Genomic DNA, 24,857 nt, shown 5'->3' with positions numbered 1-24,857 from the left:
AACCTCTACTTTTGATCCAGTTCTGCATAATCTTTATTTGAAACCGGACGCACAAGATTTGTTACTCCTGTTGCTTCCAGGACTTTAACTAGATAATAAGCGGTCACACCTGCAAAGAATATGGAACCCACAAACCTCGCTATCATGAATAACGATAGATTCCAAGTTGAAAGCGCACCTATTTCCCCGTATGCAAAATCCATAATAACTGATGCCAGGCAGGAAGCTATCGCAGCTAAAACGGCCACCGGCATATTGAATTTTTTATATTTGAAAGCCATGAACACCAGTTCCGCGAACAAACCTTGTACCACCCCATATAACAGTACGGTCAGCCCCCATGGTGAACCAAGGAAGAACTCCCCGGAAGCTGCAGCTATCTCCGCTAAAAGTGCCACACCCGGTTTCCGTAAAATTAAAAAGGCGACGGGGCCAGCTATAAACCACATTCCATAAATAAGTTGATCCAGATGTAATCCTAACGGTTTAACGGAATAATAAATCGAACCCCAAAGGATATAAACGATTCCAAATGCTACCGCAATCACGATCGTGACCAATATGTCCGTTAATTTCAAACCTTTTTTCATTGTTTCATTCCCCTTTATACTTCTAGTGTTTCCTTATGCACAGGCCATGTCTCTAAACGATAAGCCATTTCCCAAAATGAGTATTCATATTGGCTGCTGAGGATAAAATGCTCTTTCATTCTTTCCTTATCTTCGTCTGTCACTTTTTCAGCAATCTCATCAAGCCTCGCAATTTGTTCTTCCACCAAAGTGCGGAACCACTCCCCTCCGTAAGCCGCTATCCATTCTTGATAAATCGGCTCCTCCGGCATGCACCCTTGCAGCTTTTCACCTATTTCATAATAAAGCCAGTAACACGGCAAGATAGCTGCAATAACATCTCCTAAATGTCCCGAATAAGCCGCACGATACATATGGGAAGTATAAGCATAAGCGGTCGGGGCTGGTTTGAAATTATCCCGTTCTTCTTTTGTGATCCCTAATCTCTCAGAAAAATTCTCATGAAGCTTCAACTCCGCTTCATATGTTCCTTGTGCATGGCCGGCAAGCCTGCTTGTTGTATGTAAATCAGTAGCTTTAACTGCTCCTAAAGCTTGAACCCTAGCAAAATGAGATAAATAATAGGAATCTTGCATAACATAGAAACGGAAACACTCCAATGGCAATGTGCCATCTCCTATTCCTGCAACAAACGGGTGATTAAAGCTAGCTTCCCAAATGTGATCCACTTCCTGACGAATTTCCTCTGAAAACTTCATGACCATTACCTCCAAATTATATTTTTTGAATGAATGTTACGGAAAAAAACTTTTATCACCCCTTTTTTTGCAAACAAAAAACCACTTTCTTAAACGTAAAGAAAGTGGTTGTACTTGAAATAATACAGAAACGTATTGTTCCAGACCCCACTTCCCTACGCTGGTATAAACCAGATCAGGTTCTAAGGGTCTTAAAGTCATACTTTAATCTCAGCTTCTGCGGTAAAAATCAACTTTCACCTATAAAGCACCCCTAGTGGTACAAATTGTATATTAAATTTCATTTGCCTTTATATTAACACGATAAATCCAATTGTCAAACGTATTAGAAAAAGTTTTCAACTTAATGATTTAGGGTTACTAACCTTTCAATCTTGCATATACACCAGTTACCCGGCAGTTTAACGGCACTTTAATCAATGGGTTTCATTACGTAATTTCCTCGTGAATTCTACTGTTTTACTCGTGAATTCAGCTACTTACTCGTGAAATTGATTTTTCTTGGGATTTTTGCGGCTTTACTCGTGAGTTTAGCTACTTTACTCGTGAATTCTTTTATTCTCTAAAAAACAATATTATACATTCGATGTTGCTTTTAGTTTTAATATTTTGCTCGATCTGTAGTATATCATAGCTGCCATACTTCTCTTTCACATAACGCCGAGGCAGCCATTATGCTCGGAACAGTGAAGGCCATGAATGCATTTTGTGGTGAATAGTTTGCAGCCAGCAGTAATCCTATTAATGTCGGGGCAACAATCGCGCCAATTCTACCAAAATCCAAGGCCCAACTATCCCGGTGGACCTTATCTCCCGGGGATAATACTCGGATATATACGTATTGGCCAAATTCATCGTGCCTACTGTACAGGCACCTCCAAAAGCGATCAGAATGCTGCATTTGAGGTCAAACCTAATATGACAAAACAATCAGTACCCATTGCACAGAGGGATAAAAGTACTCTTCTATGGCCTATTTTCCCAACTAAGTACCCTCCAATTAACGATCCGCCAATTTGTCCTATTCCCGATATAAGATTGAAAGATAAACTGGATTAAAGGCCGTATCCGGACTGCCCATGACGGCCCCCCTCCTTATTCAACTATTAAAATTACTTGTTAACCGCATTGACGGCTACTTGCATCGGTTTGTTAAGTACTTTTTACAAACTGTTTAGCAGAGCCCATTTTCCCTCGATAAAAAAGTAAGCGCTTCCAAATATTCGGAATGTAACTCCTGGATTTCACCTATGAACAATACATGATCACCAGCATCATACTCTCCTCATGGTTTGCATTCCATCCAGGCAACACTTCCATTTATTTTTGGCGAAATTCCCTTGTTATCCCAGTCGGTTTTAAGCGTTTCCTATTTGCTGCCCGCAAATTGCCATGCAATGGCTTCCTGTTCATCCGACAAAATATTAATGGTAAAAGATTTATCTTTCATGCTAGTGCAGGCTTTTGCTTCTTTATGAATACTAAAGCAAGCGGTGGATCCAAGGAAACCGAAGGAAAAGAATTCACAGTAATCCCCTTTTGAACTTTCCATCAAACCAGCTCACTATTGTGACGCCGGTTAGGGATTTCCCAAATTCTCAACTCGCGCCCATCCACCTCATCACCTCCTACTCTTTTATTATGAATTCATTATAGTAAACTTAATATTTTTAAAAACCATATAATTTCATAATGTGAAATTACAGGAAAAATTTATAATTGTGAACTATCAAAAGAATTCCCCGAAGAAATGACTTTCATTACCGCATTATCAAAAATCAGTGTTAAACTATCCATGTTCATTCATATTTCCAGCTTAATTAATAACGGACTTTTTTGTTCTTGACTTGAATAGATGAAAGTGGTGAGGAAAGTTTCAATTTTGCGTACATTTAGAAAGTTCTACCAATTTTTCGTGGATATACCTTTAAAAAAAGGAGTGGTTTTGAATTACCGTTACGAGGTAAAAGCTGTAATCGGAACAGGAAGCTACGGTATTATTTATCTTTGCAATGATTTGAAAAAAAAAGAAAATATAGTGATCAAGCAACTCCGGAAAAGTAAACGCCGCAGCAAAAAAGAGCTGAAGCAGTTTGAAAATGAAATTTCCATTTTACGAATGTTAAACCACAAAAACATCCCCAAATTTCACGAGAAATTTTCACATGAGGGAAATGTTTATTTTGTGATGGATTTCATAGAAGGAGATAATTTGGAAGACCATATTTTCTTGAATCATATAACATTCAATGAGAAAGAGTCTCTATTTTTTCTGGATGAGCTGGTCGTTTTAGTATCTTATCTACATGACCATGACATTTCCCATCAAGATTTACGTATACCAAATATTTTACTAAAGAACAATCAGCCCATTTTGATAGACTTTGGTTTGTCTAAAAAAATCAATTCGGCCGATTTTACTAAAGAATCCATGTTGCAGCTGAAAAGGCAGGATTTTTACGACTTGGGGGAAATACTTCTATATGCACTTTATACGACTTACGCCTCCAAAAGTAAAAAGACTCTTCCTTGGACAGAAGAGCTTTCGTTAGAAAAAGAAACCGTGCATTTACTGAAAAGGTTATTAAGCATCCAAGAACCTTATTCAGATATTAAAGAAATCTCAATGGACCTGCAGGCTGCATTGAAGTCAAAGAAATTGAATTAGCTGCTACTGCCGCGCCCTTTTCTCTTGTATCGGTCACTTCCACTCATGGGATACCTTTTGTAGCCTCGGCTGCTGCTGCTGCTGCCTCGGCGATAATGACCATGTCTTCGCTCACTGCTGCCTTGGGAAAGCTGTTTGATTTTTTTCATTATTTTCTTCAGCATATCTTTCACCTCTTTTATTATGGTTTTAAAACTTGTTATTACTTAGCCTAACATAGTCACAGTATAAACCTTACTAATAAGTACTATAATTTTTTTTCATTTATGTTACATTCCATCACTGCTTCATGAAGTGGGCTTCTTTCATTGTTGATCATGAGAACTCCCTAAATTCCTCCGTTAGATTATGGCACAAATAAATAAAAATGACTGTCTTTTACTGTTCTTCGAAGCGCATGACAGTAAACAAAAAAACCTGGCGAATATCGCATCGCCAGGTTTTTTTGTTTACTTTTTTATTTTACAGCTTCTTTTAATTCCTTACCTGCTTTAAAAGCGGGAACTTTACTAGCTGCAATTTGTATTTCTTCGCCAGTTTGCGGGTTTCTTCCTGTACGGGCAGCGCGGTCACGCACTTCAAATGTACCAAAACCAACTAATTGGATTTTTTCTTCTTTAGCAAGTGTAGCCGTGATTGTTTCAAACAATGCGTCCACTACTTTTTTTGCGTCGTCTTTTGTCAGTTCAGCTTGTGCTGCAACACTGCTCACTAATTCTGTTTTATTCATATGAACACCTCATCCTTTTATTTTGTATAAAGTATGTAGAGTAGACAACATAACATATCTTGTATGCCTCTGTCACTTAAAATGGCTAAATAAAAGGAATTATCGCTCTAAAATGATCTTTTTTAAAGGTAAAAGTGCATTGATCACATTACCCTAATGACCTTTTCAACTTTCTGCAGTTTCCAACTGCAGCCATTGATAGATGGTATCCATATCAATGTTTTCCTCCAAATGGGATGCCAAGAGATTGTACGCTTCCTCCCTGCGCTCCGAGTCGCTTTGGACGTTTTCCTTCACTTCTTCCAACCCCTTGTTCCGTCGAATTTGGTTAACTAGTAATCTAGTGAACAGGCGATTATGGAATATCCCATGAAGATATGTTCCCATTACCTTGTTGTCATTGGAAATGGCTCCATCCTCTCTTCCATCCTTCAATAAAAGAAAGGGCCTTACTTGCGACTTCAATGTCGTTCTGCCTAAATGTATTTCGAAACCGTTAAGATTCATTTGACCTTCCATTATCCCGGCAGAAAGGACACCTTCCATTTGTACCGTTTTCTTTTCTGCTTGAAATACGGTTTCCACCGGAAGAAGCGAGAGCCCATCTGCGTTCTCACCGTCACCTTCGACCGCGTCAGGATCGAAAAGTTTAGTCCCTAGCATTTGAAAACCGCCGCATATGCCAAATATCATCGTTCCTTGTTTCCGCAGTTCATTGATGGCCCGATCCAACCCCATACGATTCAACCACTCTAAATCTTCCATCGTGTTTTTTGTACCAGGCAAAATAAGCAGATCGGGATTACCTAACTCATGGACACTGCTTACCAGGCGGACACCTACTCCGGGTTCATCAAAAAAAGGATCCACATCTGTAAAGTTGGAGATCCGCGGAAATCTCAAGACGGCTACATCTATCGGAAACTCAGCCTTTTTAGGTTTTTTAAAACGTAGGGAAGAGAGGGCAAGTGAATCTTCCGCTTCAATATTCACGTCAAGATAGGGCAGCACCCCGAGAACCGGAATCCCGGTTTCCTTTTCCACCCATTCAATGCCATCGTCCAACAATTCACGCATGCCACGAAATTTATTGATGATGATCCCCTTTACACTATCTCGTTCATCTTGATCCAATAAAGCAAGTGTGCCGATGATGGACGCAAATACTCCACCACGATCAATATCGGCCACCAAAATGACAGCCGCATCCGTGAGTTTAGCCATTCGCATATTCGCTATATCCCGGTCCTTCAGGTTAATTTCAGCCGGACTTCCTGCCCCTTCGAGTACGATGATGTCATAGTCTTCTTGAAGTTTTTCGACCGATTTACGGATGATGGGCATGGCTTCCTGGACAAATTGGGACCGATAGCTTTTTGCATTCATATCAAGGAAATGCTTTCCGTGCACGATGACTTCCGAAACCATATCCTGCTTCGGTTTCAGTAATATCGGATTCATATCGGTCGTTGCCGTGATCCGTGCTGCTTCCGCCTGTACTCCCTGAGCCCGTCCGATTTCACCGCCATCCAAGGTTACATAAGAATTCAAAGCCATGTTTTGTGATTTGAATGGGACGACACGTAATCCTTTATTGGAAAATACCCGGCAAAATGCCGTACAAATCAAACTTTTCCCTACATCAGACGACGTCCCTTGTATCATGATGGATCGTGCCTTCATTACGCTCACCCCCTTAAAACTCTAATCCTTTGACAGCGCCGATGCCCTCGTCATAATAATGCTTGGTCGCCTCAATCGTTGAAACCAAATCGGCCATTTCCATAAGCTCTGGCCTTGCATCCCTGCCGGTAATGACTATATGCATATGAGCGGGACGATTTCGAATTGCATCGATGATTTCAGCCAATGGCAAGACATCTTCAATCGGGAATTTGGAAATCGCTAACGCATTGTTCAACTCATCCAAAACAAGTAAATCAATATCCGGATCAGTAAGTGCCAGTTTCGCCTTTTCCCATGCTAACGATAAGGCGTTGCGATGCTCTTCTGGTGTTTTGGTCCATGTAAAACCAATACCTAGCTGCTCCATTTCAACTCCTAATTTTCTCAAAGCCAATGCTTCCCCATAAGTACGCTCTGGAGATTTTATGAACTGAAGGTATTTGACATTCATTCCTCTGCCGATTGCCCTCAAAGTCACCCCTAATGAGGCAGTCGTCTTCCCTTTCCCGTTTCCTGTATAAATAAGCATTAATCCTCTGCGTGCCACTCACTCACCTACCTTCATAGCCAAACTGTTTTTTCTATGTATGAAGTCCTTTTAGTAGCAGGAACCGGTTGATCGCCTTTAGGATAACCGACAAAAATGGTGCCGATCACTTTTTTGTTTTCCGGTGAACCGATAAATTCGTGCAGGCGTTCATCCCTGACTAGACCCACTCCTCTAGTGCGCCAAACGAACCCGAGACCAAGTTCTTTTGCGGCAAGCCACATCGAATGGACGGCACAACAAGAAGCGAATACATTGTCTTCGGATGAATCTGGATCATCAGGCAAAATATCGGAAGTCACGACAATGATAAGCGGTGTCGTCTTTACAACTTCCAGTGAGCTGTCAATCAATTTTGGTTTGGTCGGAAAGCGTTCATGTAAATACCTTTCTGCCAATCTTTCATAACGGTGCTTCGCTTCCCCCTTGATAACATAAAAACTCCAAGGTTCACGCAATCGGTCGTTAGGGGCATAGGTAGCCGCTTCCAATAACTGCCTGATTTTTTCGTCTTCCACTTCTTTTTCTTCGTAATTCCTTATTGCCCGGCGTTCCTTCAATTCTTGAATGATGGACATTCCAACTCATTCCTTTCCTTAATGGACTCTGATTCAATCACTCTTTCAAACCATTGGATTTTTTCTCTTAATTGGACGACATCCCCTACTAGAAAGATTGACGGATTTTGAATTTCTTCTTTTATAGCCTTCAAAGAAATCGAATTCAAAGTACCGGTAATCGTCCTTTGTTTATCAGTCGTGCCCCATTCAATGACAGCCACTGGCGTATTGCCGCCCCTGCCATGCTCTATCAATTTTTCACAGATGAACGGCATATTACCTATTCCCATATAAAAGGCAATGGTATCGATCCCTTGAGCCAATGCCTGCCAATTCAGGTTATCCTGCCCCTTGTAATCACGGCCATGGCCTGTCACAATCGCATAACTTGAAGCATGATCACGGTGGGTCACCGGGATGCCCGCATAAGCCGGTGCTGCGATTCCCGCTGTGATTCCTGGGACGATATCATATTCAATCCCGTTAGCAGCCAGTATTTCCGCTTCCTCACCGCCCCGCCCAAAGACAAATGGATCTCCACCCTTCAGACGGGTGACGTTTTTCCCCTGTAAAGCTTTTTCCACTAAAAGTTCATGTATTTCATTTTGAATGAGATGATGTTTCCCTGGTGATTTCCCGCAATACACCAGTTCTGCACCTTCTTTTGCATAGTTTAATAGTTCTGGATTGACAAGCCTGTCATATGCAATGACATCCGCCTTTTGAATACATTCCAGTCCATATACCGTAATCAATTTCGGATCTCCGGGACCCGCACCGACCAGATGAACTTTTCCCGGTTTCATGCTCGCGCCTCCTCTTAAGCTTCAAAAAATACATTTTACTAGTTGATAGTTTCATGGGCAGATCTGTTTTTTTGTTTTAAGCAAGCATTGATCCAGTTCTTTGCAAGTGTTGGATTGGAAGCAAAATGAAAGTGGGTATACCCCGCAACAAGGTTGCCCAATACACACCCCTCTTGTTTCGAACCGAATCTGCCTTTGGATTCATAAGCATGTGTAAGATCAGCATCCGCTTCAAATGTCGAGTAGTGGAATTCATGACCTTTTGCCTGCTCCATTTCATTGATCAAAAAATTGCCTGGAGTTCCTGTGATTTCACGATACCCAAGTGCTGCAAGCTTTTTCTGCATTTTAATCCGGCCCGGTATCATTCCTGCCATCTGATGCGTTTCTCCGGAAGTTGTTTCAATCGATTTGCTCAAAAACATGAAACCGCCACATTCCGCAAGAGTCGGCATCCCCTTTTCAATGGAGCTTCTGATGGATATGATAGCTTCCACGTTACCGGAAAGTTCAGCTGCAAATTCCTCAGGAAAACCGCCTCCAAGATATAAACCATCAGCATCCAATGGTACTTCATCCCCTTTTAATGGAGAAAAATACTTGATGTTCGCCCCATATGCTTCTAGCAGCTCAAGGTTCTCCTGATAATAAAAATTGAAGGCTGCATCTTTTGCGACGGCAATGCATACGTCCTTTTCATTTTTGGGTTGAAAAATATTTGAGTTTCCACTGGTAACGGAGGTTGTCTTTGACAAACGGTACAACTGCTCGATATCGATCGTTTCCATGACTAATTGTGCGAGCTTATCGAAAAACGGATTTAGTTCCCCGCGTTCAATAGCAGGAATTAAACCTAAATGACGGCTTGGAATATCAATATCCAATTCCCGCTTCATATAACCGAGCACCGGTACATCGCATTCTTGCTCAATGGCTGATTTGACAATTTTGTAATGACCTGCACTTCCCACTTGATTGGCAATGACCCCAATGATGTTCGGGCCGGTCGAAAAGTCCTGAAATCCTTTTACGATGGCAGCTGCACTCCGTGCCATGCTGGCACAGTTGACTACCAACAGGACAGGACTTTGCGTGATGATGCTGATTTCAGCCGTCGATCCTGTATTGGCTAAAGGACTTTTGCCATCGAAGAAGCCCATGACTCCTTCGATGATCGATATATCAGCCCCGGCACCTGCTTTATTAAGAATTTCTCGAACAGTGTCATGTTCAAACATCCAACTGTCAAGATTGCGTGAAACCCGTCCTGTAACTGCTGTATGATAAGTAGGATCAATATAGTCAGGACCACATTTGAACCCTTGAACGGTATAGCCTTTCTTCTGGAGGGCTGCCATGATTCCGATGGTCAATGTCGTTTTACCGACACCGCTTCCGGTACCTGCAATTACCAATCTTCTATCGTTCATATTTTTTCTCCCTCTTAAAAAGGAATGATCCCAACTGATATGGTTACGTTCCCCGATTTTTTCTTAACCAGCTCCAATTGTTCAGCTTTAGTATAGATCCTCACAGCCGGTTCACTCACACCATATGCACCCGTGTATTTAAATACTGTATCCGATGGCGCTTCGATTTTGGCTTGATTAAGCTCTTCCGGTTCATAATGCACGAATTCCCAGCCATATTTTTCAACTACTTCAATCAAGCCAAGTTCGTCTTTCTTTAAGGAAATTGTACAGATCGCCTTAACGCTTTTTAATGAAAATGATAAATCGGCTAGTGTTTCTGCAATCACCTGCTCAATTTCAGCCGCCGCCGTTCCCCTATTGCACCCGATACCAAGAGCAATGACCTTTGGACGATATACGATTCCATTTTCCAGGATTCTCTTTTCCGACTGCTTAAGCATGCGGTGAGTCACGACCAGCGCTGCTTGCGGCTTTGCCTGAAGCGCTTCTTCAATGGATGGGTATATGATAATTCGTTCAGGTAATGCCGTATCATAAGACCACCAGTTCCGTTCACCTGATTCCTGTACAACGGCAACATGCTCTTCATTTACTACGGACGCACTTACTGGCGTCAATTTTTCTGCGGAATCCCAAATCCAGCCGAAGCGCTGGCCGAATAAGTCGACAGGAATCGTTTTTTGTACATCCGAAGCAGTGGTGATTATAGCTCTTGCATCAAGGGCTGCAGCAACTTCCTTAGTCAGTTCATTTGCCCCTCCCAGATGCCCTGACAGTACACTGATAACATTTTCCCCTTTATCATCAATGACTACGACACCTGGATCCGTTTTCTTATCCTTCAAAATTGGTGCAATCATCCTCACGACTGCCCCGAGTGAAATAATTAAAATGATTCCCTTATATTCCTTGAATAAAGCTGGCAATAGCATACGGACACTGCCCGAAAAAAGCTGGATCTGTTTATGCTCTTCGTCCCCTTTTTCAAACTTGCTCATGTAATATAGATCGGAATTCGAAAAAACGGTATGTAATTTTCGCGCCAGCTCGACACCATGCTTTGTAATCGCTACGATCGCATAAGTGTGGGACCGTTTAATGGGAGCAAGTTCCGCTTCTTTCAATTCAATGATCATGGTTTAACACCTTTTCTGAAACCGTGGGTAAAACTCGCATCATATAGTTTGGAACGGTATTCATCTTTATCATGGATGGCAGGGTCCAAAGCCCATCCAGCCAAAATCATCGCATGTTTGCGGATGCCATTTTGACGCATATCATCATCTAAGTTCACTAGCGTAGTGCGGACGATTTTTTGGTCCGGCCATGTTGCCCTTTGAATGACTGCAACCGGTGTATCATCCTTCCAACCGGCTTCCTGGAGTTCTTTAACGATTTTTTTGGTCAAGGTCGCACTCAAGAAAAGGGCAATCGTACAGTGATGACTTGCCAAATCACGTAACTTCTCAAATTCCGGAACAGGCGTACGTCCTTCAGCCCTCGTTAATATAAGTGTCTGGGTTAAATCAGGTATGGTCAGCTCTGCTCCTATTGCCGCTGCTGAGGCGAACACCGAACTCACGCCAGGAATCACCTCATAACCGATACCCTCTTTCTTCAATAGGACAATTTGTTCCATGATTGCACCGTACATGGCAGGATCCCCAGTATGAATTCTAGCAACCATCTTTCCTTCTTTAACACGCTCAACCATGATGCCAACAATTTCCTCCAAATGCATTCCAGCCGTTTTCAGCACCTCGGCATCGGGTTTTGCCTTAGCAATCAATTCTTCATTCACTAATGAATCCGTATATAAAATAACATCAGCCGTTTGGAGAATGTTCAATCCTTTTACAGTAATCAAATCCGGGTCACCTGGGCCAGCACCTACAATATATATCTTCATTTTCTCACCACCATCAATGTTAAGTATTCTAGTTCAAGTCCTTCCAATTCACTCACTTTCCAAATCACTTCTTCATCGGAAGTGACTTTGGTTACGACCGAGGCCTTTTCAAGCAAGTCCAAATCTTTTAAAACGGTAATCATTAAATCGATGACCTTTGCCACTTTGATGAACACAACGGCATCATGGTCTTCGATCGCCTTCTTCATCGCTTCATAGTCATCCCTTGCAGGAACTATCGCAACATGATCATCACCATCAGCCAAAGCGATGCCCAGCCTTGACGCTGATCCATTAAAGGAAGAAATGCCCGGGACTGTCTTGATTTCGACTTCGGGATGCAACTCCTGCATCAATTTCATCATATGTATGAACGTACTATATAAAAGCGGATCGCCTTCCGTTACGAAAGCCACATCTTTTCCTTCATTTAATTTTTGCCAAACCTTTTCAACCGTTCCGTTCCATTCCCGATCCAAAATGGCTTTATCTTTCGTCATCGGAAAAACAAGGCCCAGCATATCCTTTTCTTCAGGACGAATGTAAACTTCAACAATGCGATGTGCGTAGCTTTTACTCCCTTTTCTTTTTTTGGGATACGCAATGACCGGAGATTCCTGAATCACGCGAAATGCCTTTACTGTAATTAGCTCTGGATCGCCCGGGCCTACGCCAAGGCCATATAATGTACCAAGATTACTCATTCATGTCTTCCTTTCGTTGTGCAGTAATGATATAAACCGGATTAAGCGGTACAAATCTGTTCATTCCCAATATTGGCTTGCTTCTGGAGATTTGCGCATGCGTGATGGAAGTGTGAAAACCAGCTTCCGCAAATGCTTCATTAGCCCGGTAAAGATTCTCAATCGTCGCAGCATTCAGAACGATCCTGCCGCCTTCTTTTAACCGATTGCAGCAAGTATTGATCAACTCTCCCATTTCGCCGCCAGTCCCGCCAATGAAGATCGCATCAGGATCAGGAAAATTTTCCAATCCCTGCGGGGCTTTACCATGAATCGCCGTTATATCGGTACGGAATTTACGTTGGTTTTGATAACAGTTATCTAAATCAGGCTCATTTTTTTCAATTGCGAAAATTTGGCCTTCGGATGCAAGCTTGGCCGCTTCAATTGCCATTGAGCCCGTACACGTCCCAACATCCCAAACTATACTGTTTTTCTTTAGCTTCAATGCATGCAGGCTTAATACCCGGATTTCCTTTTTGGTAATGAGGCCTTTATCAGGCTTCCGTAGTGAAAATTCTTCATCTTCTATCCCTAATGACCAACTCGGTCCTTCTGTTTTCCGTTTTAAAATGACGACGTTCAACGGGGAGAATTCCCGCTCCATCATTTCATCAAGTTCATACCAACCTGATGTTTCCGTTTCCCCTTGAAGATTTTCAGCCACAAATGCCCGGTATTCCGTCATTCCGAATGAAAGGAGATATTTAGCCAGCTGATTAGGGCTATTTTCGCTGTCAGTAAGCAAGGCAACTTTCGCTTTCCCATCAATCCTTTGGGCCAGCCCTTTCATGCTGCGTCCATGAATGCTAACGAGGAAGGCATCTTGCCAGCTTTCCCCCATTTTTGCAAAAGCAAGCTGAATTGAACTGAAATATGGGTAAACCTCCATGTTGATTTTGCTGGAAAGATAACCTCCCATTCCATAAAACATTGGGTCACCGGAAGCTAAAACCACAGTTGGGCGAGTTTCCTCCTGCAGTTGTTCTACAATTGTTTTCAAACCGCCCTTTATGATAATCTTTTTGCCAGAATAGTTCGGAAAGAAGGATAAGACCCGCTCACCTCCGACCAGCACTTCACTTTCTTCTATCCATTGGGCATATTGAGGCAGTAAGCTTTCCTGACCGTTATCCCCTATCCCGATTAATTTCATCGATTGACTCAATTCCAACAGCCCTTCCCAATAATTGTCCTTTCAACGAATAAATCGCCGTTTCCATTTCAATGCCACCCTTCACTTGGTTAATGGCAGAGTGACAGCAGGATTCACATAATTTATTAAAAAAGTCAAAATTATTAATGGCTGACATCATATCCCCGACTTGTGACGCTGTGTTTGCATTCTTGATTTCAAGAACAAGATCATCATCAGCTCCGACGCTTTGGGCAATTTCCGATAGAAAACCAAAGTCGACCGGGGCACTTTTTGAATGCACCATCATCACACCTTGGGCCACTTTGGAGAATTTACCCATCATGCCGACCAGTGAGACCTTTTTAATTCCCTGCCTCTTACATTGCTTAAGTGAGAAGCCCACAAAGTCACCCATTTCAATAAATGCTTCCTCAGGTAAATCCTGGAGAAGGCCCATGGCATACTTTTCACTGCGCCCGCCAGTCGTTAAGACAAGATGCTCACACCCGCTAGCTTTGGCGACACTGATAGCCTGGACGATACTTGCCATATAGGCGGAACTGGAAAAAGGGACGACAGTGCCCCTTGTTCCCAAAATGGAAATTCCTCCTACAATCCCCAAGCGGCCATTTAATGTTTTTTTCGCTATTTCTTCACCTGCTGGCACGGAGATGACGACCTTCACACCTCTATTGATCTTAAATTCTTCCAGTGTTTGTTGCACAGTGGTTAAAATCATCTTGCGCGGTACAGGATTAATCGCCGCTTCTCCAACTGGAACGGGAAGTCCAGGTTTGGTTACACGACCAACTCCGGTCCCTCCATCCAATATAATCCCAGGTGCATCCGACCAGCTGACAGTAGAGATAATATGGGCCAAATGTGTGGCATCGGGATCATCTCCGGCATCTTTAATCGTTTCTGCACTAACCGCATTTTCCGATATTTCATATTTCTCAATAGTGAAAGTGGCATCTCGGCCGATTGGCAAGGAAATGGTTGCCTCCTCCAGTGCATCCCCCGTGATCAAAGCGGTCAATGCAGCTTTGGTCACGGCTGTCGAACATGCTCCCGTCGTATATCCATGACGCATTTGTGAGGGGTCTTTTTTCACTTTCTTTTCCATGTTTTTTAACTATCAGCTAAAAGGGAAATCGCGTTCAATGCTGCAACAGTGACAGTACTTCCACCTTTTCGGCCAATATTCGTAATGAATGGCACTTCTGTGATCTTAGCCAGTTCCTCTTTCGATTCTGCTGCAGAAACAAATCCAACAGGCATTCCAATGATTAAGTCCGGTTTTGCAATCCCCTCTTTAATAAGACGAATGAGCTCTAGTAAAGCGGTAGGTGCATTGCCAATCGCATAAATGCCCCCTTCATTTTCCTTTACCGCTTTTTGCATCGAAATGATCGCCCTCGTCGTATTCAAACGTTTTGCCTCGACCATCACATCCGGATCCGAAATATAGCAATGAACGTCCCCGCCGTGTTTTTGAAATCGTTTTTTGCCTGTACCGCTCTCGATCATTTGCACATCCGCAATGACATGTCTGCCTTTGCGAATGGCTTCCACACCAGCTTGAATGGCATTTGGATGGATGATTACACTTCTTCCCAATTCAAAATCCGCTGAAGCATGAATGACCCGGCGGACGATCTTCCATTCATCTTCAGAAAAATCATGATTGCCCATTTCTTCAGCAATGATTGAAAAACTATAATCATATATTTTGTCAGGGTCTACCGTTAGTGGTTTAAAATCCGTTTTAAAATCCATCTTGCATTCCTCCTATTTTTCATTTAACTGATTATTCAACTCGGCAATGACATGTTCAAAACTGGAATGAACATTCTGATAGTCAACATCCGGTCGAGATATCATGATTGTCTCAATTCCACATTCCAACGCGGCTTCCAATTTCTCATCAACCGCACCGACCTTGCCGCTTTCTTTCGTTATCATCAATGTGACCCCATATTGTTCATATAGAGCTTTATTCAATTCTTTGGAAAACGGCCCTTGAATCGCAACGATATTTTTTTGTTCGATGCCCAACTGTGCACATTTTTCCATATTGTCCATGCGTGGCAGCATTCTTGCTATGACTCTGGTATTCTCGAGCCCTACCAATTCTTTTGCGAACACGGATAGTGTTTTACTTCCGGTCGTGAGCATGATGACTCCCCGTTTTGCAGCGGCAAGCTTGGCAGCTTCCTCATAATCACGGACAACTATCAATTTATCATTCTGAAACCGTTGACTTTCACGCTCATAACGAATATAAGGAACATTTGCTGCCTTTGCTCCGATAAGGGCGTTTTTGGATGCTTCTTCGGCAAATGGGTGACTTGCATCGACTACAGCCTGAAAACCTTTTGCAGAGATTAAAGATGTCATATCTTCTGCAGATAATCGACCAATCCGGGTGGAAATCCCTGAATCTTGCAAACTCTTAGCCGCCGATTCGGTTACAACAGTTGCCAAAACCTTGAACCCCGCCTGCTGCATCTCAATCGCTAATTCCCTTGCATCACTTGTACCCGCCAAGAACAAAATCATTTTGATGACCCCACCGCTTGCCCATCATGATCGTGGTGAGTATCATGGTCGTGATGGTGATCATGGTCGTGATCGTGGTCGTGATGGTGATGATGGTGAGCATGTCCATGTTCCTCGACATGTTTACGATAGTTTTCCAAATCACGCGCCCCGCTTGACCTTCCTTCACTGGCTTCGATTACTCGTTCTTGCAGAATGTTCTGTAAGGTTGGATGATATCCAAAATACTTTGCCAAAATGAATTCTCGATCATGATATTGCTCTTGATAGCCTTTCAGCATATCCTCCATTCTTTCCATCAACACCCCAGTGAAGAGGAAATATGGCAGCATCACTATTTTTTTTGCCCCTAATCGGATGCATCGTTCAATACCTTCATCAACGTGAGGGTCCGTTACACCCATGAAGGCTGTTTCGACCCATTTAACGCTTAATTTTTCCCATAATAATCGTGAAATTTTATATATATCACTATTTGCATCAGCATCACTGCCACCTCGGCCAATTAGCAATATCGCTGTCTCAGAATGTTCAGAGGTCGTATCGAATCCCGCTTCCTCAAGACGGTCTGTCAGGATCGTCAATACATCATGGTGGACCCCGATCGTTTGGCCATATGTGAATTTCACTTCTGGATACTTGGTTTTCCCATCCTCTATTTCAGCTGGGATATGTAATTTCGAATGTCCTGCATGCAACAAAATGATCGGTATGACGATAACTTCAGTAGCCCCTCGTTTTACACAATTATCAATTCCTTCGGATATATTCGGTGCCGCAAATTCCAAGAAGCACGTTTCCACCATGAAACGCTCGTCCATTGCCGGAATCATATTCTTAATAAAATGACGGACTTCTTCATTTCCCGAAGCCAACCGGCTTCCGTGTCCTACGAACAAAACTGCTTTCATTTACTTTCCCCCTCTTGATTAGTCTTCACAAGGCGCAGGCTCTATGTTTATTTTGGGAGCGATGTCCTGATAAGAAAAATTCTGTATCTTTTTCGAACGTTTGAAGTATTTAAAAAGCCGCTCATTTGGATGGGCATTTTGCTTATACTCCCCGACAATGTCCGTAATCAGTTCAACAAGCTGTTCCGGTTCAATGCCTTCCGCCACCGGCTGACCCGGATGGGCTGTTCTTCCAACCGGTTTAGCTCCAAGAAATAAGTCGAACTTCCCTTTTCGGAAGACAATCCCGATGTCATCCATCACAGCACTATAACAAGCCATCCCACACCCATTAAAACCGATGTTCAGTTCCTTGGGCATTTTCATTCCGCCAAGCACCCGGTGTATTTCGTCCGCATAAGGAATGGATTCCGCTTTTTCACCATCACAGAAATCACAGGCTTTTAATGTCAGTACATCTCCAATCGGCGACAAAAGAAAGTTTGCTGATTGCAATTTCCCCGTTATGACTTCCGGATCCGTTGTCGGAATCTTTAAGACGATTTTATGATTTGGCGTGTATTCCATCGTTCCCTTTTCCCCAACAACTTCCGCAAGTGTCATCATTTGTTTGGGAGTGAATTGTTTATTCGCCACACCTGGACTAACGGCAAGTTCGAATACCGACTCCATTTTTTGCTGAACAATCGGCTGAATGGATTGCTTAACGGTTTGACCCTTGACTCTTGACAGGGCCTCCATTGCCATTTCAAAGGAAGCTGGCTTCTTTTCTGGTGCTTTTGTAAGTAATCCAACTCCTCCAGCGGACTCGGTTAAGGCCTCTTGATCTAATGCCCACGGTTCCGCTTCTTTTTGCAGTCGCTGATGCGGCTTCAATGTTTGCTTTTCCGAATTCAAAGTATATTTTCTCTGATAGCCTCTTGGTGTGATGATTTTGTCATCATATAAAAAGGTGGATGAATTACCGATAATGACGGTGGTCAACATTCCAATATCGTGATTTAACATATCCTGCAAATTGGTTATGACAATATCCTGCCTATCGCGATAAGCACTTTTCACCAACCCGACAGGTGTATCCGGCGAGCGGTAGCGAAGGAGAATTTTCTGTGTTTCAACAATTTGCCGGGTCCGCCTGCCGCTGCGCGGATTATAAAGTGCAATGACAAAGTCTGCCATTGCAGCTGCTTCAACCCTTTTAGCGATCAGTTCCCAAGGAGTTAAATGATCACTGAGGCTGATCGTACACGAATCGTGCATGACTGGTGCCCCGAGTAAAGACGCACATGAGTTGATTGCAGAAATGCCAGGAATGACTTCAATGCCCACTCCAGTTTCTTCTTTCCAGCCTTTCTCAATCAATACTTCATAAACCAACCCTGCCATCCCGTAAACTCCGGCATCCCCACTGGAAATCACCGCCACTTTCTTTCCCAGCTCCGCTTGTTTCACTGCTTCCTGTGCACGTGATACTTCTTCAGTCATCCCCGTACTAATGATCGTTTGATCTGTAAGCAATCCCTGAATGAGTTCAACATAAGTTTTATAACCAATGATGTAGTCACTTTCTTGAAGGGCTTCGACGGCACGTTTGGTAATGTGTTCAAAATTCCCGGGCCCAAAGCCCACGACGAATAATTTACCGTTTGTACTCATTAAGACATCTCCTTTTACGCTTTGTTCTTTGAAATACCCGTATGAGCAGGAAAATCTGGATTAGGGGTCATTTCCCCATCATTGAATTGATAGATCATCTGTGGAACAAATTCACCATCATCGATATTACTGACGATTTGCCGACCGAATTCAGGCGTTTCCACTCGATACCAGTTTCCTTGGGGATAGGCAATCACAACGCAGGCATCCTTACATCTTCCGTTACAGCGTGTCCTGGTTGTATGGATTTTCAAATCAAGTCCCTTTGAAGTAATTTCATCGCGAATCGCTTGGGTTACTTCTTCCCCGCCCTTTTTCATGCAGCTGCTCCCATTACAAATCAACAGATGCGTATTTGTACCCATCAAGTTCCAAGTAGTCATCTTCTTCCTCCTGAGTTCAGGGAAAAGGCAAAATAAAAAACCTTAACATTAGAGTCAAGGTTTTAAAAAAACTATATGAATGAGAAGCCAAAGGCAAACATGCCAAATCCTTCCAAAATCGTCATAGTCCTTCTACCTTTCCCTCCGAAAAGTATCATGCAATTTTAAAAGCAGGTTTCCTGGCTTACGCTTCATTTTACTTTGTCCCTTCCCGGCATCATGCCAGTGGCTATCGACAATTTCATCAGCGTTTACAGTAGCGGGGGCTGCATCGGATTTTCACCGATTTCCCTATTATCCCTTGCTTATTCACACAAGGGCACTTTTAAAATGAAATATTTGGTTTTATTATACATTTCTAACTAACTTAATCTATCATATAACAACTTTATCAAAATTCAATAGTTTATTCCGACTGTTTAGAAAAGTTTAATAGTGTAAAACCAGTTAAAATCCTTTCCTTGCAACAAAATCCGTCCCGAAAAAAAAAGATAGTGTAGCTGAAATTATTTCTTTATGGTACACTATACGAGAATTTTCAAAATAATTACATAAGTTTTATGGTGTTGAATTTCTCGGAATTCAACTTAAAAGGGAAGCCGGTGAAAATCCGGAGCGGTCCCGCCACTGTAAAGGGAAGTCCTATTACTTTAACTTTAATCCACTGTCAAATGAGATGGGAAGGATGTAATGGGATGATGAACCAAAGCCAGGAGACCTGCCATGAAACGTGAAACTGTTTCAGCCTACGAGGATGGGCGTGCGGATCAGGCAGAATGGCCCATGATTGCTTCATGCTGCAAAATTCCTGTTCATTACGCACTTCTTTCCTTTGAGAGAAGTGCTTTTTATGTTGGGCGCCGCTTTTCTTCTCAAGATTGATCAGAAAAATTTAAAAGTATTGAAAGGAGAAAGAATGAAAAGAACCAATTGGAAAATTATTTATTTTGTCATCTTATTGCTTTTTATCCCGAACCGGGCAATGGCCATGCATATCATGGAGGGCTTTTTACCCATTGAATGGGCTATATTCTGGTGGGCCGTGACGTTTCCATTTTTAATCTTGGGTTACCGGTCCATTAGGTCCAAAGTTAGGGAAAATCCAGAAACAAAAATGATACTTGGCCTATCGGGCGCATTTGTATTTATTTTATCGGCCCTAAAGATTCCTTCCGTTACGGGAAGTTCTTCACACCCTACCGGAGTTGGTTTGGGTTCCATATTATTCGGACCATTGGCCATGAGTGTCGTTGGCTCCATCGTTCTGTTATTTCAAGCTGTTTTACTGGCCCACGGAGGATTGACGACATTAGGGGCCAATGCATTTTCCATGGCCGTTTGCGGACCGTTCATTGCTTACTTTGTCTTCAAGGGCGCAACTAAATTGGGGTGGTCTTTTTCACTTGCCGTTTTCTTGGCAGCTGCTTTTGGAGATTTAGGAACCTATGTGGTCACTTCCTTTCAACTTGCTCTTGCTTTTCCTTCCGAGGTAGGAGGGTTCATGGCCTCTTTCAGTAAATTTGCAGGTATTTTTGCCCTGACCCAAATTCCCTTGGCCATCAGTGAGGGGTTATTGACAGTCGTCGTAATGAATTTCTTGAAAAAATACAATCTAGGTGAATTGAAATTGCTGCGAGTTTTTTCTAAGGAGGCCCGTTAATATGAAAAAAAGTCTACTGCTGCTTTTCCTGGTTGTCATTCTTGCAACCATACCGTTAATCACCCAACAAGGAACGGAATTTGGCGGTGCCGACGGCGAAGCTGAGGAAGCCATCACTAAGATCCATCCGGAATACAAGCCATGGTTCAACAGTATATGGGAGCCGCCAGGTGCAGAAACCGAAAGCTTATTATTTGCGCTTCAAGCTGCAATCGGAGCCGGTTTCATTGGATACTTCATTGGCGTGATGAGACAAAGGAATAAGCAAACCAAACAAGAATTGACAGAAAAATCGAAGCATGTTACTCATTGATAAATATGCCTATTTCAATGGGCTAAAGGATGTTCATCCGTTGGAAAAGATGGTTTTTGCACTTTCCCTTTTGCTGTTTTCGTTAACGGTAAGGGATATGACCGTTTCGCTCATCACTTTTACGGTGATGAGCGCTTTAATCATTTTTGCGGCAAAAATCCCGCTTTCCTATTATCTGAAATTACTTCTATTGCCAGGATTTTTTATACTATCTGGAACAATTACCATCCTTTTTTCTTTCACAAGCGAATTTACTTCGATATCGAATATATGGTGGTGGTCCTGGAAGGTCGGGAACTGGCAAATATTCATCAGCGATGACAGCGTCGGTACAGTGTCCAATTTGATCACTGTTGTATTCGGCAGTATCAGCTGTTTATATTTCCTTACCTTAACTACACCCATTACCGTCATCCTATCCGTGTTGCGAAAACTTAAAGTGCCTTCCTTATTGATTGATTTAATAGAATTGACCTATCGCTTCATCTTTATTTTTTTAGATACAGCTTTGGCCATTCATCAAGCACAAGCTTCACGGCTAGGGTATGTTTCATTAAGGAAAGGCATACGATCTCTCGGATTACTAATCTCGTCTTTATTTTTAGGAGTATTGCAGCGCTCTGGACAATTGACGATGGCCATGAACGCAAGAGGCTATCAGGAGAACCTTTTCTATCTCGAGGATACTTACACCTATTCCTCACGCAATTGGCTGATCGCGATAGTAATATTAGGAAGCTTAATCTTTATTAATGGATATTTGTAAATTGGAGGCAACCCAACAATGGACGAGCATATTTTTCATATAGAAGGCCTCACCCATCAATTCGCAGATGGAACGTTCGCTTTAAACGATCTGTCGCTAACGATTCAACAGGGTAAAAAGATTGCATTATTAGGCAATAATGGTGCCGGCAAATCGACTTTATTCCTCCATTTAAATGGTCTTTTACAACCTACAGCAGGAACAATCAGATTTAAGGGCAAAAAAATGAAATATGACCGTAAATCATTATTATCATTACGAAAGCAAGTCGGGATCGTTTTTCAAGATCCCGACTCTCAGCTCTTTTCCGCTAATGTACAACAGGATATATCGTTTGGACCGATGAATTTAGGATGGGATAGAATTAAGGTTCAAGAGAAAGTAAATTGGGCAATGGCCCAAACGGAAGTAACGGAACTGAAAGACAGACCTACCCATTTTTTGAGCCTTGGGCAAAAAAAACGTGTCGCCATTGCAGGGATACTCGCCATGGAGCCCGATGTCTGGCTCTTGGACGAACCTACCGCTGGATTGGATCCTTATTTCTCAAGACAGATCATGGCTCTGCTGGACAGTATCCACCACCCTGACAAAACGATTATCCTATCAACTCATGATGTTAATTTAGCTTATCAATGGGCTGATGAAGTTGTTGTCATGAACGATGGTAAGGTCATATATCAAGGGAACCCTATTTCAGTTTTCCATGAAGAAGACGTTTTGCTGCAGGCACATCTGGAGAAACCGTGGGTATTTGAAATGTTTCAAGCCCTTCTTCAATCAAGGAACCCTGCAGAAAGGGACCTTTTCCCAAGAACGAAGGAAGAATTGCTTCAAAAGTTGGAGACAGAAAGAATTTATTAATTAATTTCCCCTAGCTCTTGCTTCATCAGAAGCTAGGGGATCAAACCGATATCTAAAAAATAGCAGGCGATAATTCTTGTTCCTAAAAAAACAAATTTTATTACCTTTCTTCTTTAGATCTTTCTTTTGCAATTTCAATATCTCTTCCGTTTACATCATCAATGACTGCCTTTATTTCGCCTTCCGCATAAGTATCCGAGACTTGTTCGTGGGTTCTGGCCAGTCCAGAGGATAAAGGATCTTCCCGTTTATAATCGCTGACATCATATATTCTTCCGGCAACTTCTGAAGATTCATTTTTTGATTGCTTGCTATCCATTTTATTCACTCCTATTTTTTAAAATGTCCAAACATTTTGACAACAGTATTAAAGTCAAAGGTATTTTGTGTAAAAAACGAAGCAATATTCAATAATGTTAAAAAAGGAGGAAAAAGGCAAAGAAAAAGCTTACAAGTAAAATCCCCTTTCAGGGACTTAACATGTAAGCTTACTGAGAGCTTATGCCTCCTTCTTCACATCCACATTATCGGATGGGTCACCCCAGCATTCCACATTCTTCAAACCTTCAATATTGTTCACATGGAAGACTGGATTTTTCCCACTTTTCTTTTGCTTTTGATAATCCGCCAGTGCAGCAAAAGCAATCTTTCCAAGTAAAGCTATGGCGATCAGGTTGATAATGGCCATAAGGGCCATCAGCAAGTCAGCCAGTCCCCAAACAAAATCCAGTGATGCAAGCGAACCGAATATCACCATCCCTACGACTGCGATACGATAGACATTCAGCCAAACCTTATTTTCATTGATGAAGCCGATGTTCGACTCTCCATAATAATAGTTGCCAACAATCGAACTAAAGGCGAATAGCAGTACGATAATGGCAAGGAAAATACCCGCCCAAGATCCCAATGCCGTTCCGAGGGCATTTTGGGTTAGGACGATACCATCCGTTTCCTTAGAAGTATAAAGACCTGAAAACAGAATGATGAAGGCTGTCGAGCTGCAAATGATGAGCGTATCGACAAAAACACCTAGAGACTGAATGAGACCTTGCTTGACGGGATGACTGACGTCAGCCGTGGCACCAGCATTTGGTGCACTACCCATCCCGGCTTCATTTGAAAATAGGCCGCGCTTGATTCCCTGCATCATGGCAGCTCCCAGTACTCCGCCAGCCACTTCTTTTATTCCATCAAATGCACTTTCAAAGATCAAAGCAAAAACACCAGGTAACTCGGTAATGTTCATGATGATGATAATCAACGCCACTATTACATAGGCTCCTGCCATGATCGGAACGATGACTTCAGAGACTTTTGCAACCATTTTGATCCCGCCAAAAATGATGACAGCCGTGACCATAGCCAAGATGATTGCCGTAACCCACTTTTCAATCCCAAACGATTCATTGAATGCGCTCGTAATCGTATTGGCTTGTACCGAGTTGAAAGCTAGTCCAAATGTAAGCGAAATCAACACAGCGAAAGTGATTCCCATCCAACGGGCATTCAATGCTTTTTCCATATAATACGCAGGACCTCCGCGGAATGCATCCCCATCCTTGACCTTATAGATTTGAGCAAGTGTACTTTCAATGAATGCGGAAGCAGATCCGATCAGTGCTATTAACCACATCCAGAAAACGGCTCCAGGTCCGCCCGTCGTGATCGCGATGGCAACACCTGCAAGGTTACCCGTTCCTACCCTCGATGCCGTGCTTATGCAAAATGCCTGAAAGGATGTTACACCTTTTTTATCCGCAGTGGCACCTTCTCCCAAAAGCCTGAACATTTCCCCTACCATTCTGAATTGGACAAACTTCGTGCGGATGCTAAAATAAAGACCCAATCCAACCAACATGATGATCAATATGGAAGACCATAACACACCATTAGCCTCACTAATAAATTTTTCTAAGAATTCCATTAAAACAAACCCCTCTACTTAACTTTGATTATTATTATAAAAACATATACAACTATAATTTATTTCCCCGTGCATCGAGAAGATAAACAAAAGAAGCCCGTAAAAAAAAGGAAATTCCACAATGAATCTCCAATACAATAATATATTATATCCTAACCCTCTATTTTTTTCATTCATGAATTGATATTTCAGTATCATTTCCTTTAGATAATAATCTTTATCCTCTATTCATTTAACATTCACTGCAACGTTAATTCCATTCATATTCCAAACACATCTTGGATATAGCAAAAAAAAGCCTCACACG

At 42.3% G+C, this 24,857-nt stretch carries 28 protein-coding genes and 3 riboswitches; of the genes, 6 read left to right on the top strand and 22 right to left on the bottom strand.

Annotated elements, in window-relative coordinates; translation table 11 throughout:
- Positions 1-5: 5 nt before the first annotated feature.
- The 4 genes from ACSR9O_RS06490 to ACSR9O_RS06475 all read right to left on the bottom strand — a co-directional run bounded on the left by ACSR9O_RS06490 (position 6) and on the right by ACSR9O_RS06475 (position 2,840).
- A complete protein-coding gene (locus ACSR9O_RS06490) occupies positions 6-590 on the bottom strand; it encodes an ECF transporter S component (RefSeq protein WP_230176404.1) in 585 nt (194 codons plus the stop codon).
- A gap of 14 nt (positions 591-604) precedes the next feature.
- Entirely contained in the window at positions 605-1,288 is a 684-nt protein-coding gene (gene tenA / locus ACSR9O_RS06485; protein WP_101221886.1) for a thiaminase II, read from the bottom strand.
- A 135-nt stretch (positions 1,289-1,423) separates the two neighbouring features.
- Positions 1,424-1,553: riboswitch (TPP riboswitch) on the bottom strand.
- 363 nt (positions 1,554-1,916) lie between these two features.
- A complete protein-coding gene (locus ACSR9O_RS06480; protein WP_491724158.1) occupies positions 1,917-2,072 on the bottom strand; it encodes a hypothetical protein in 156 nt (51 codons plus the stop codon).
- Between the two features lie 585 nt (positions 2,073-2,657).
- A complete protein-coding gene (locus ACSR9O_RS06475) occupies positions 2,658-2,840 on the bottom strand; it encodes a hypothetical protein (RefSeq protein ID WP_363320575.1) in 183 nt (60 codons plus the stop codon).
- 387 nt (positions 2,841-3,227) lie between these two features.
- Here ACSR9O_RS06475 and ACSR9O_RS06470 point away from each other — a divergent pair, with 387 nt between their 5' ends.
- A complete protein-coding gene (locus tag ACSR9O_RS06470; RefSeq protein ID WP_232782897.1) occupies positions 3,228-3,956 on the top strand; it encodes a protein kinase domain-containing protein in 729 nt (242 codons plus the stop codon).
- A 457-nt stretch (positions 3,957-4,413) separates the two neighbouring features.
- Here the strand turns inward: ACSR9O_RS06470 and ACSR9O_RS06465 are convergent, their stop codons facing one another.
- From ACSR9O_RS06465 to ACSR9O_RS06390, 16 genes are all read right to left on the bottom strand, one after another.
- Positions 4,414-4,686 carry an HU family DNA-binding protein gene (locus ACSR9O_RS06465; protein ID WP_063233522.1) on the bottom strand — a complete coding sequence of 91 codons (273 nt, stop codon included), beginning with the start codon at positions 4,684-4,686 and terminating at the stop codon, positions 4,414-4,416.
- A gap of 165 nt (positions 4,687-4,851) precedes the next feature.
- The gene (locus ACSR9O_RS06460) at positions 4,852-6,369 is read right to left on the bottom strand and encodes a cobyric acid synthase (protein ID WP_260357503.1); all 1,518 of its coding nucleotides are present in this window, start codon (positions 6,367-6,369) and stop codon (positions 4,852-4,854) included.
- Positions 6,370-6,382: 13 nt separating this feature from the next.
- Entirely contained in the window at positions 6,383-6,919 is a 537-nt protein-coding gene (locus ACSR9O_RS06455) for a cob(I)yrinic acid a,c-diamide adenosyltransferase (protein ID WP_101221882.1), read from the bottom strand.
- Positions 6,920-6,933: 14 nt separating this feature from the next.
- Positions 6,934-7,497: a nitroreductase family protein gene (locus ACSR9O_RS06450; protein WP_350302422.1), complete on the bottom strand. Its 564-nt coding sequence runs from the start codon at positions 7,495-7,497 to the stop codon at positions 6,934-6,936.
- A complete protein-coding gene (gene cobA / locus ACSR9O_RS06445) occupies positions 7,476-8,285 on the bottom strand; it encodes a uroporphyrinogen-III C-methyltransferase (RefSeq protein WP_491724157.1) in 810 nt (269 codons plus the stop codon). The genes ACSR9O_RS06450 and cobA overlap by 22 nt, the downstream gene beginning before the upstream one ends.
- Positions 8,286-8,323: 38 nt before the next feature.
- A complete protein-coding gene (locus tag ACSR9O_RS06440) occupies positions 8,324-9,715 on the bottom strand; it encodes a cobyrinic acid a,c-diamide synthase CobB (RefSeq protein WP_434169447.1) in 1,392 nt (463 codons plus the stop codon).
- 14 nt (positions 9,716-9,729) lie between these two features.
- Entirely contained in the window at positions 9,730-10,854 is a 1,125-nt protein-coding gene (locus tag ACSR9O_RS06435; RefSeq protein WP_101221878.1) for a cobalt-precorrin 5A hydrolase, read from the bottom strand.
- On the bottom strand, positions 10,851-11,627 hold the full coding sequence (gene cobM, locus ACSR9O_RS06430; protein ID WP_137018453.1) for a precorrin-4 C(11)-methyltransferase: 777 nt from the start codon (positions 11,625-11,627) through the stop codon (positions 10,851-10,853). Before cobM ends, ACSR9O_RS06435 begins: the two co-directional genes overlap by 4 nt.
- Positions 11,624-12,331, bottom strand: a complete 708-nt coding sequence (gene cobI / locus ACSR9O_RS06425) for a precorrin-2 C(20)-methyltransferase (RefSeq protein WP_230176406.1) — start codon at positions 12,329-12,331, stop codon at positions 11,624-11,626. The genes cobM and cobI overlap by 4 nt, the downstream gene beginning before the upstream one ends.
- A complete protein-coding gene (gene cbiE / locus ACSR9O_RS06420; protein WP_491725451.1) occupies positions 12,324-13,526 on the bottom strand; it encodes a precorrin-6y C5,15-methyltransferase (decarboxylating) subunit CbiE in 1,203 nt (400 codons plus the stop codon). The genes cobI and cbiE overlap by 8 nt, the downstream gene beginning before the upstream one ends.
- Positions 13,501-14,634, bottom strand: coding sequence for a cobalt-precorrin-5B (C(1))-methyltransferase (locus ACSR9O_RS06415; protein ID WP_101221876.1), 1,134 nt, complete (start codon positions 14,632-14,634; stop codon positions 13,501-13,503). Before ACSR9O_RS06415 ends, cbiE begins: the two co-directional genes overlap by 26 nt.
- A 5-nt stretch (positions 14,635-14,639) precedes the next feature.
- On the bottom strand, positions 14,640-15,287 hold the full coding sequence (locus tag ACSR9O_RS06410) for a precorrin-8X methylmutase (RefSeq protein ID WP_034312499.1): 648 nt from the start codon (positions 15,285-15,287) through the stop codon (positions 14,640-14,642).
- Between the two features lie 12 nt (positions 15,288-15,299).
- Complete coding sequence (gene cobK, locus ACSR9O_RS06405; protein ID WP_427572666.1) at positions 15,300-16,070, bottom strand: precorrin-6A reductase; 771 nt, start codon at positions 16,068-16,070, stop codon at positions 15,300-15,302.
- Positions 16,067-16,981, bottom strand: a complete 915-nt coding sequence (locus ACSR9O_RS06400) for a sirohydrochlorin chelatase (protein ID WP_491724156.1) — start codon at positions 16,979-16,981, stop codon at positions 16,067-16,069. The genes cobK and ACSR9O_RS06400 overlap by 4 nt, the downstream gene beginning before the upstream one ends.
- An 18-nt stretch (positions 16,982-16,999) precedes the next feature.
- Positions 17,000-18,637: a precorrin-3B C(17)-methyltransferase gene (cobJ, locus tag ACSR9O_RS06395; RefSeq protein ID WP_101221873.1), complete on the bottom strand. Its 1,638-nt coding sequence runs from the start codon at positions 18,635-18,637 to the stop codon at positions 17,000-17,002.
- Positions 18,638-18,651: 14 nt separating this feature from the next.
- On the bottom strand, positions 18,652-19,020 hold the full coding sequence (locus ACSR9O_RS06390; protein ID WP_101221872.1) for a (2Fe-2S) ferredoxin domain-containing protein: 369 nt from the start codon (positions 19,018-19,020) through the stop codon (positions 18,652-18,654).
- A 152-nt stretch (positions 19,021-19,172) separates the two neighbouring features.
- Positions 19,173-19,362: riboswitch (cobalamin riboswitch) on the bottom strand.
- 202 nt (positions 19,363-19,564) lie between these two features.
- Positions 19,565-19,760, top strand: a riboswitch (cobalamin riboswitch).
- Between ACSR9O_RS06390 and ACSR9O_RS06385 the strand changes: the two genes are divergently transcribed.
- From ACSR9O_RS06385 to ACSR9O_RS06365, 5 genes are all read left to right on the top strand, one after another.
- On the top strand, positions 19,744-19,902 hold the full coding sequence (locus tag ACSR9O_RS06385; protein WP_157830965.1) for a hypothetical protein: 159 nt from the start codon (positions 19,744-19,746) through the stop codon (positions 19,900-19,902). (Overlaps the previous riboswitch by 17 nt.)
- A 34-nt stretch (positions 19,903-19,936) precedes the next feature.
- Complete coding sequence (locus ACSR9O_RS06380) at positions 19,937-20,680, top strand: energy-coupling factor ABC transporter permease (RefSeq protein ID WP_491724155.1); 744 nt, start codon at positions 19,937-19,939, stop codon at positions 20,678-20,680.
- A 1-nt stretch (position 20,681) separates the two neighbouring features.
- On the top strand, positions 20,682-20,993 hold the full coding sequence (locus ACSR9O_RS06375; RefSeq protein ID WP_101221871.1) for an energy-coupling factor ABC transporter substrate-binding protein: 312 nt from the start codon (positions 20,682-20,684) through the stop codon (positions 20,991-20,993).
- Complete coding sequence (cbiQ, locus tag ACSR9O_RS06370) at positions 20,980-21,759, top strand: cobalt ECF transporter T component CbiQ (protein WP_491724154.1); 780 nt, start codon at positions 20,980-20,982, stop codon at positions 21,757-21,759. The genes ACSR9O_RS06375 and cbiQ overlap by 14 nt, the downstream gene beginning before the upstream one ends.
- 18 nt (positions 21,760-21,777) lie before the next feature.
- A complete protein-coding gene (locus ACSR9O_RS06365) occupies positions 21,778-22,623 on the top strand; it encodes an energy-coupling factor ABC transporter ATP-binding protein (RefSeq protein WP_491724153.1) in 846 nt (281 codons plus the stop codon).
- A 100-nt stretch (positions 22,624-22,723) separates the two neighbouring features.
- Here the strand turns inward: ACSR9O_RS06365 and ACSR9O_RS06360 are convergent, their stop codons facing one another.
- Both ACSR9O_RS06360 and ACSR9O_RS06355 read right to left on the bottom strand, forming a co-directional pair.
- The gene (locus tag ACSR9O_RS06360; protein ID WP_137018441.1) at positions 22,724-22,942 is read right to left on the bottom strand and encodes a YozQ family protein; all 219 of its coding nucleotides are present in this window, start codon (positions 22,940-22,942) and stop codon (positions 22,724-22,726) included.
- A gap of 180 nt (positions 22,943-23,122) precedes the next feature.
- Positions 23,123-24,550, bottom strand: coding sequence for an alanine/glycine:cation symporter family protein (locus ACSR9O_RS06355; protein WP_260357486.1), 1,428 nt, complete (start codon positions 24,548-24,550; stop codon positions 23,123-23,125).
- Between the last annotated feature and the right edge of the window lie 307 nt (positions 24,551-24,857).

It is taken from the genome of Peribacillus sp. B65, from assembly GCF_058513295.1.
This window is presented reverse-complemented; position numbering and strand designations above follow the sequence as displayed.

Coding starts and splice junctions, on each gene's coding strand:
- ACSR9O_RS06400 (WP_491724156.1), bottom strand. CDS start 16,981: ATGAAAGCAGTTTTGTTCGTAGGACACGGAAGCCGGTTGGCTTCGGGA.
- ACSR9O_RS06365 (WP_491724153.1), top strand. CDS start 21,778: ATGGACGAGCATATTTTTCATATAGAAGGCCTCACCCATCAATTCGCA.
- cobM (WP_137018453.1), bottom strand. CDS start 11,627: ATGAAGATATATATTGTAGGTGCTGGCCCAGGTGACCCGGATTTGATT.
- tenA (WP_101221886.1), bottom strand. CDS start 1,288: ATGAAGTTTTCAGAGGAAATTCGTCAGGAAGTGGATCACATTTGGGAA.
- ACSR9O_RS06410 (WP_034312499.1), bottom strand. CDS start 15,287: ATGGATTTTAAAACGGATTTTAAACCACTAACGGTAGACCCTGACAAA.
- ACSR9O_RS06465 (WP_063233522.1), bottom strand. CDS start 4,686: ATGAATAAAACAGAATTAGTGAGCAGTGTTGCAGCACAAGCTGAACTG.
- ACSR9O_RS06460 (WP_260357503.1), bottom strand. CDS start 6,369: ATGAAGGCACGATCCATCATGATACAAGGGACGTCGTCTGATGTAGGG.
- cbiE (WP_491725451.1), bottom strand. CDS start 13,526: ATGAAATTAATCGGGATAGGGGATAACGGTCAGGAAAGCTTACTGCCT.
- ACSR9O_RS06385 (WP_157830965.1), top strand. CDS start 19,744: ATGAAACGTGAAACTGTTTCAGCCTACGAGGATGGGCGTGCGGATCAG.
- ACSR9O_RS06435 (WP_101221878.1), bottom strand. CDS start 10,854: ATGATCATTGAATTGAAAGAAGCGGAACTTGCTCCCATTAAACGGTCC.
- ACSR9O_RS06440 (WP_434169447.1), bottom strand. CDS start 9,715: ATGAACGATAGAAGATTGGTAATTGCAGGTACCGGAAGCGGTGTCGGT.
- ACSR9O_RS06490 (WP_230176404.1), bottom strand. CDS start 590: ATGAAAAAAGGTTTGAAATTAACGGACATATTGGTCACGATCGTGATT.
- ACSR9O_RS06380 (WP_491724155.1), top strand. CDS start 19,937: ATGAAAAGAACCAATTGGAAAATTATTTATTTTGTCATCTTATTGCTT.
- ACSR9O_RS06415 (WP_101221876.1), bottom strand. CDS start 14,634: ATGGAAAAGAAAGTGAAAAAAGACCCCTCACAAATGCGTCATGGATAT.
- cobA (WP_491724157.1), bottom strand. CDS start 8,285: ATGAAACCGGGAAAAGTTCATCTGGTCGGTGCGGGTCCCGGAGATCCG.
- cbiQ (WP_491724154.1), top strand. CDS start 20,980: ATGTTACTCATTGATAAATATGCCTATTTCAATGGGCTAAAGGATGTT.
- cobJ (WP_101221873.1), bottom strand. CDS start 18,637: ATGAGTACAAACGGTAAATTATTCGTCGTGGGCTTTGGGCCCGGGAAT.
- ACSR9O_RS06375 (WP_101221871.1), top strand. CDS start 20,682: ATGAAAAAAAGTCTACTGCTGCTTTTCCTGGTTGTCATTCTTGCAACC.
- cobI (WP_230176406.1), bottom strand. CDS start 12,331: ATGAGTAATCTTGGTACATTATATGGCCTTGGCGTAGGCCCGGGCGAT.
- cobK (WP_427572666.1), bottom strand. CDS start 16,070: ATGATTTTGTTCTTGGCGGGTACAAGTGATGCAAGGGAATTAGCGATT.
- ACSR9O_RS06450 (WP_350302422.1), bottom strand. CDS start 7,497: ATGTCCATCATTCAAGAATTGAAGGAACGCCGGGCAATAAGGAATTAC.
- ACSR9O_RS06360 (WP_137018441.1), bottom strand. CDS start 22,942: ATGGATAGCAAGCAATCAAAAAATGAATCTTCAGAAGTTGCCGGAAGA.
- ACSR9O_RS06475 (WP_363320575.1), bottom strand. CDS start 2,840: ATGGAAAGTTCAAAAGGGGATTACTGTGAATTCTTTTCCTTCGGTTTC.
- ACSR9O_RS06355 (WP_260357486.1), bottom strand. CDS start 24,550: ATGGAATTCTTAGAAAAATTTATTAGTGAGGCTAATGGTGTGTTATGG.
- ACSR9O_RS06390 (WP_101221872.1), bottom strand. CDS start 19,020: ATGACTACTTGGAACTTGATGGGTACAAATACGCATCTGTTGATTTGT.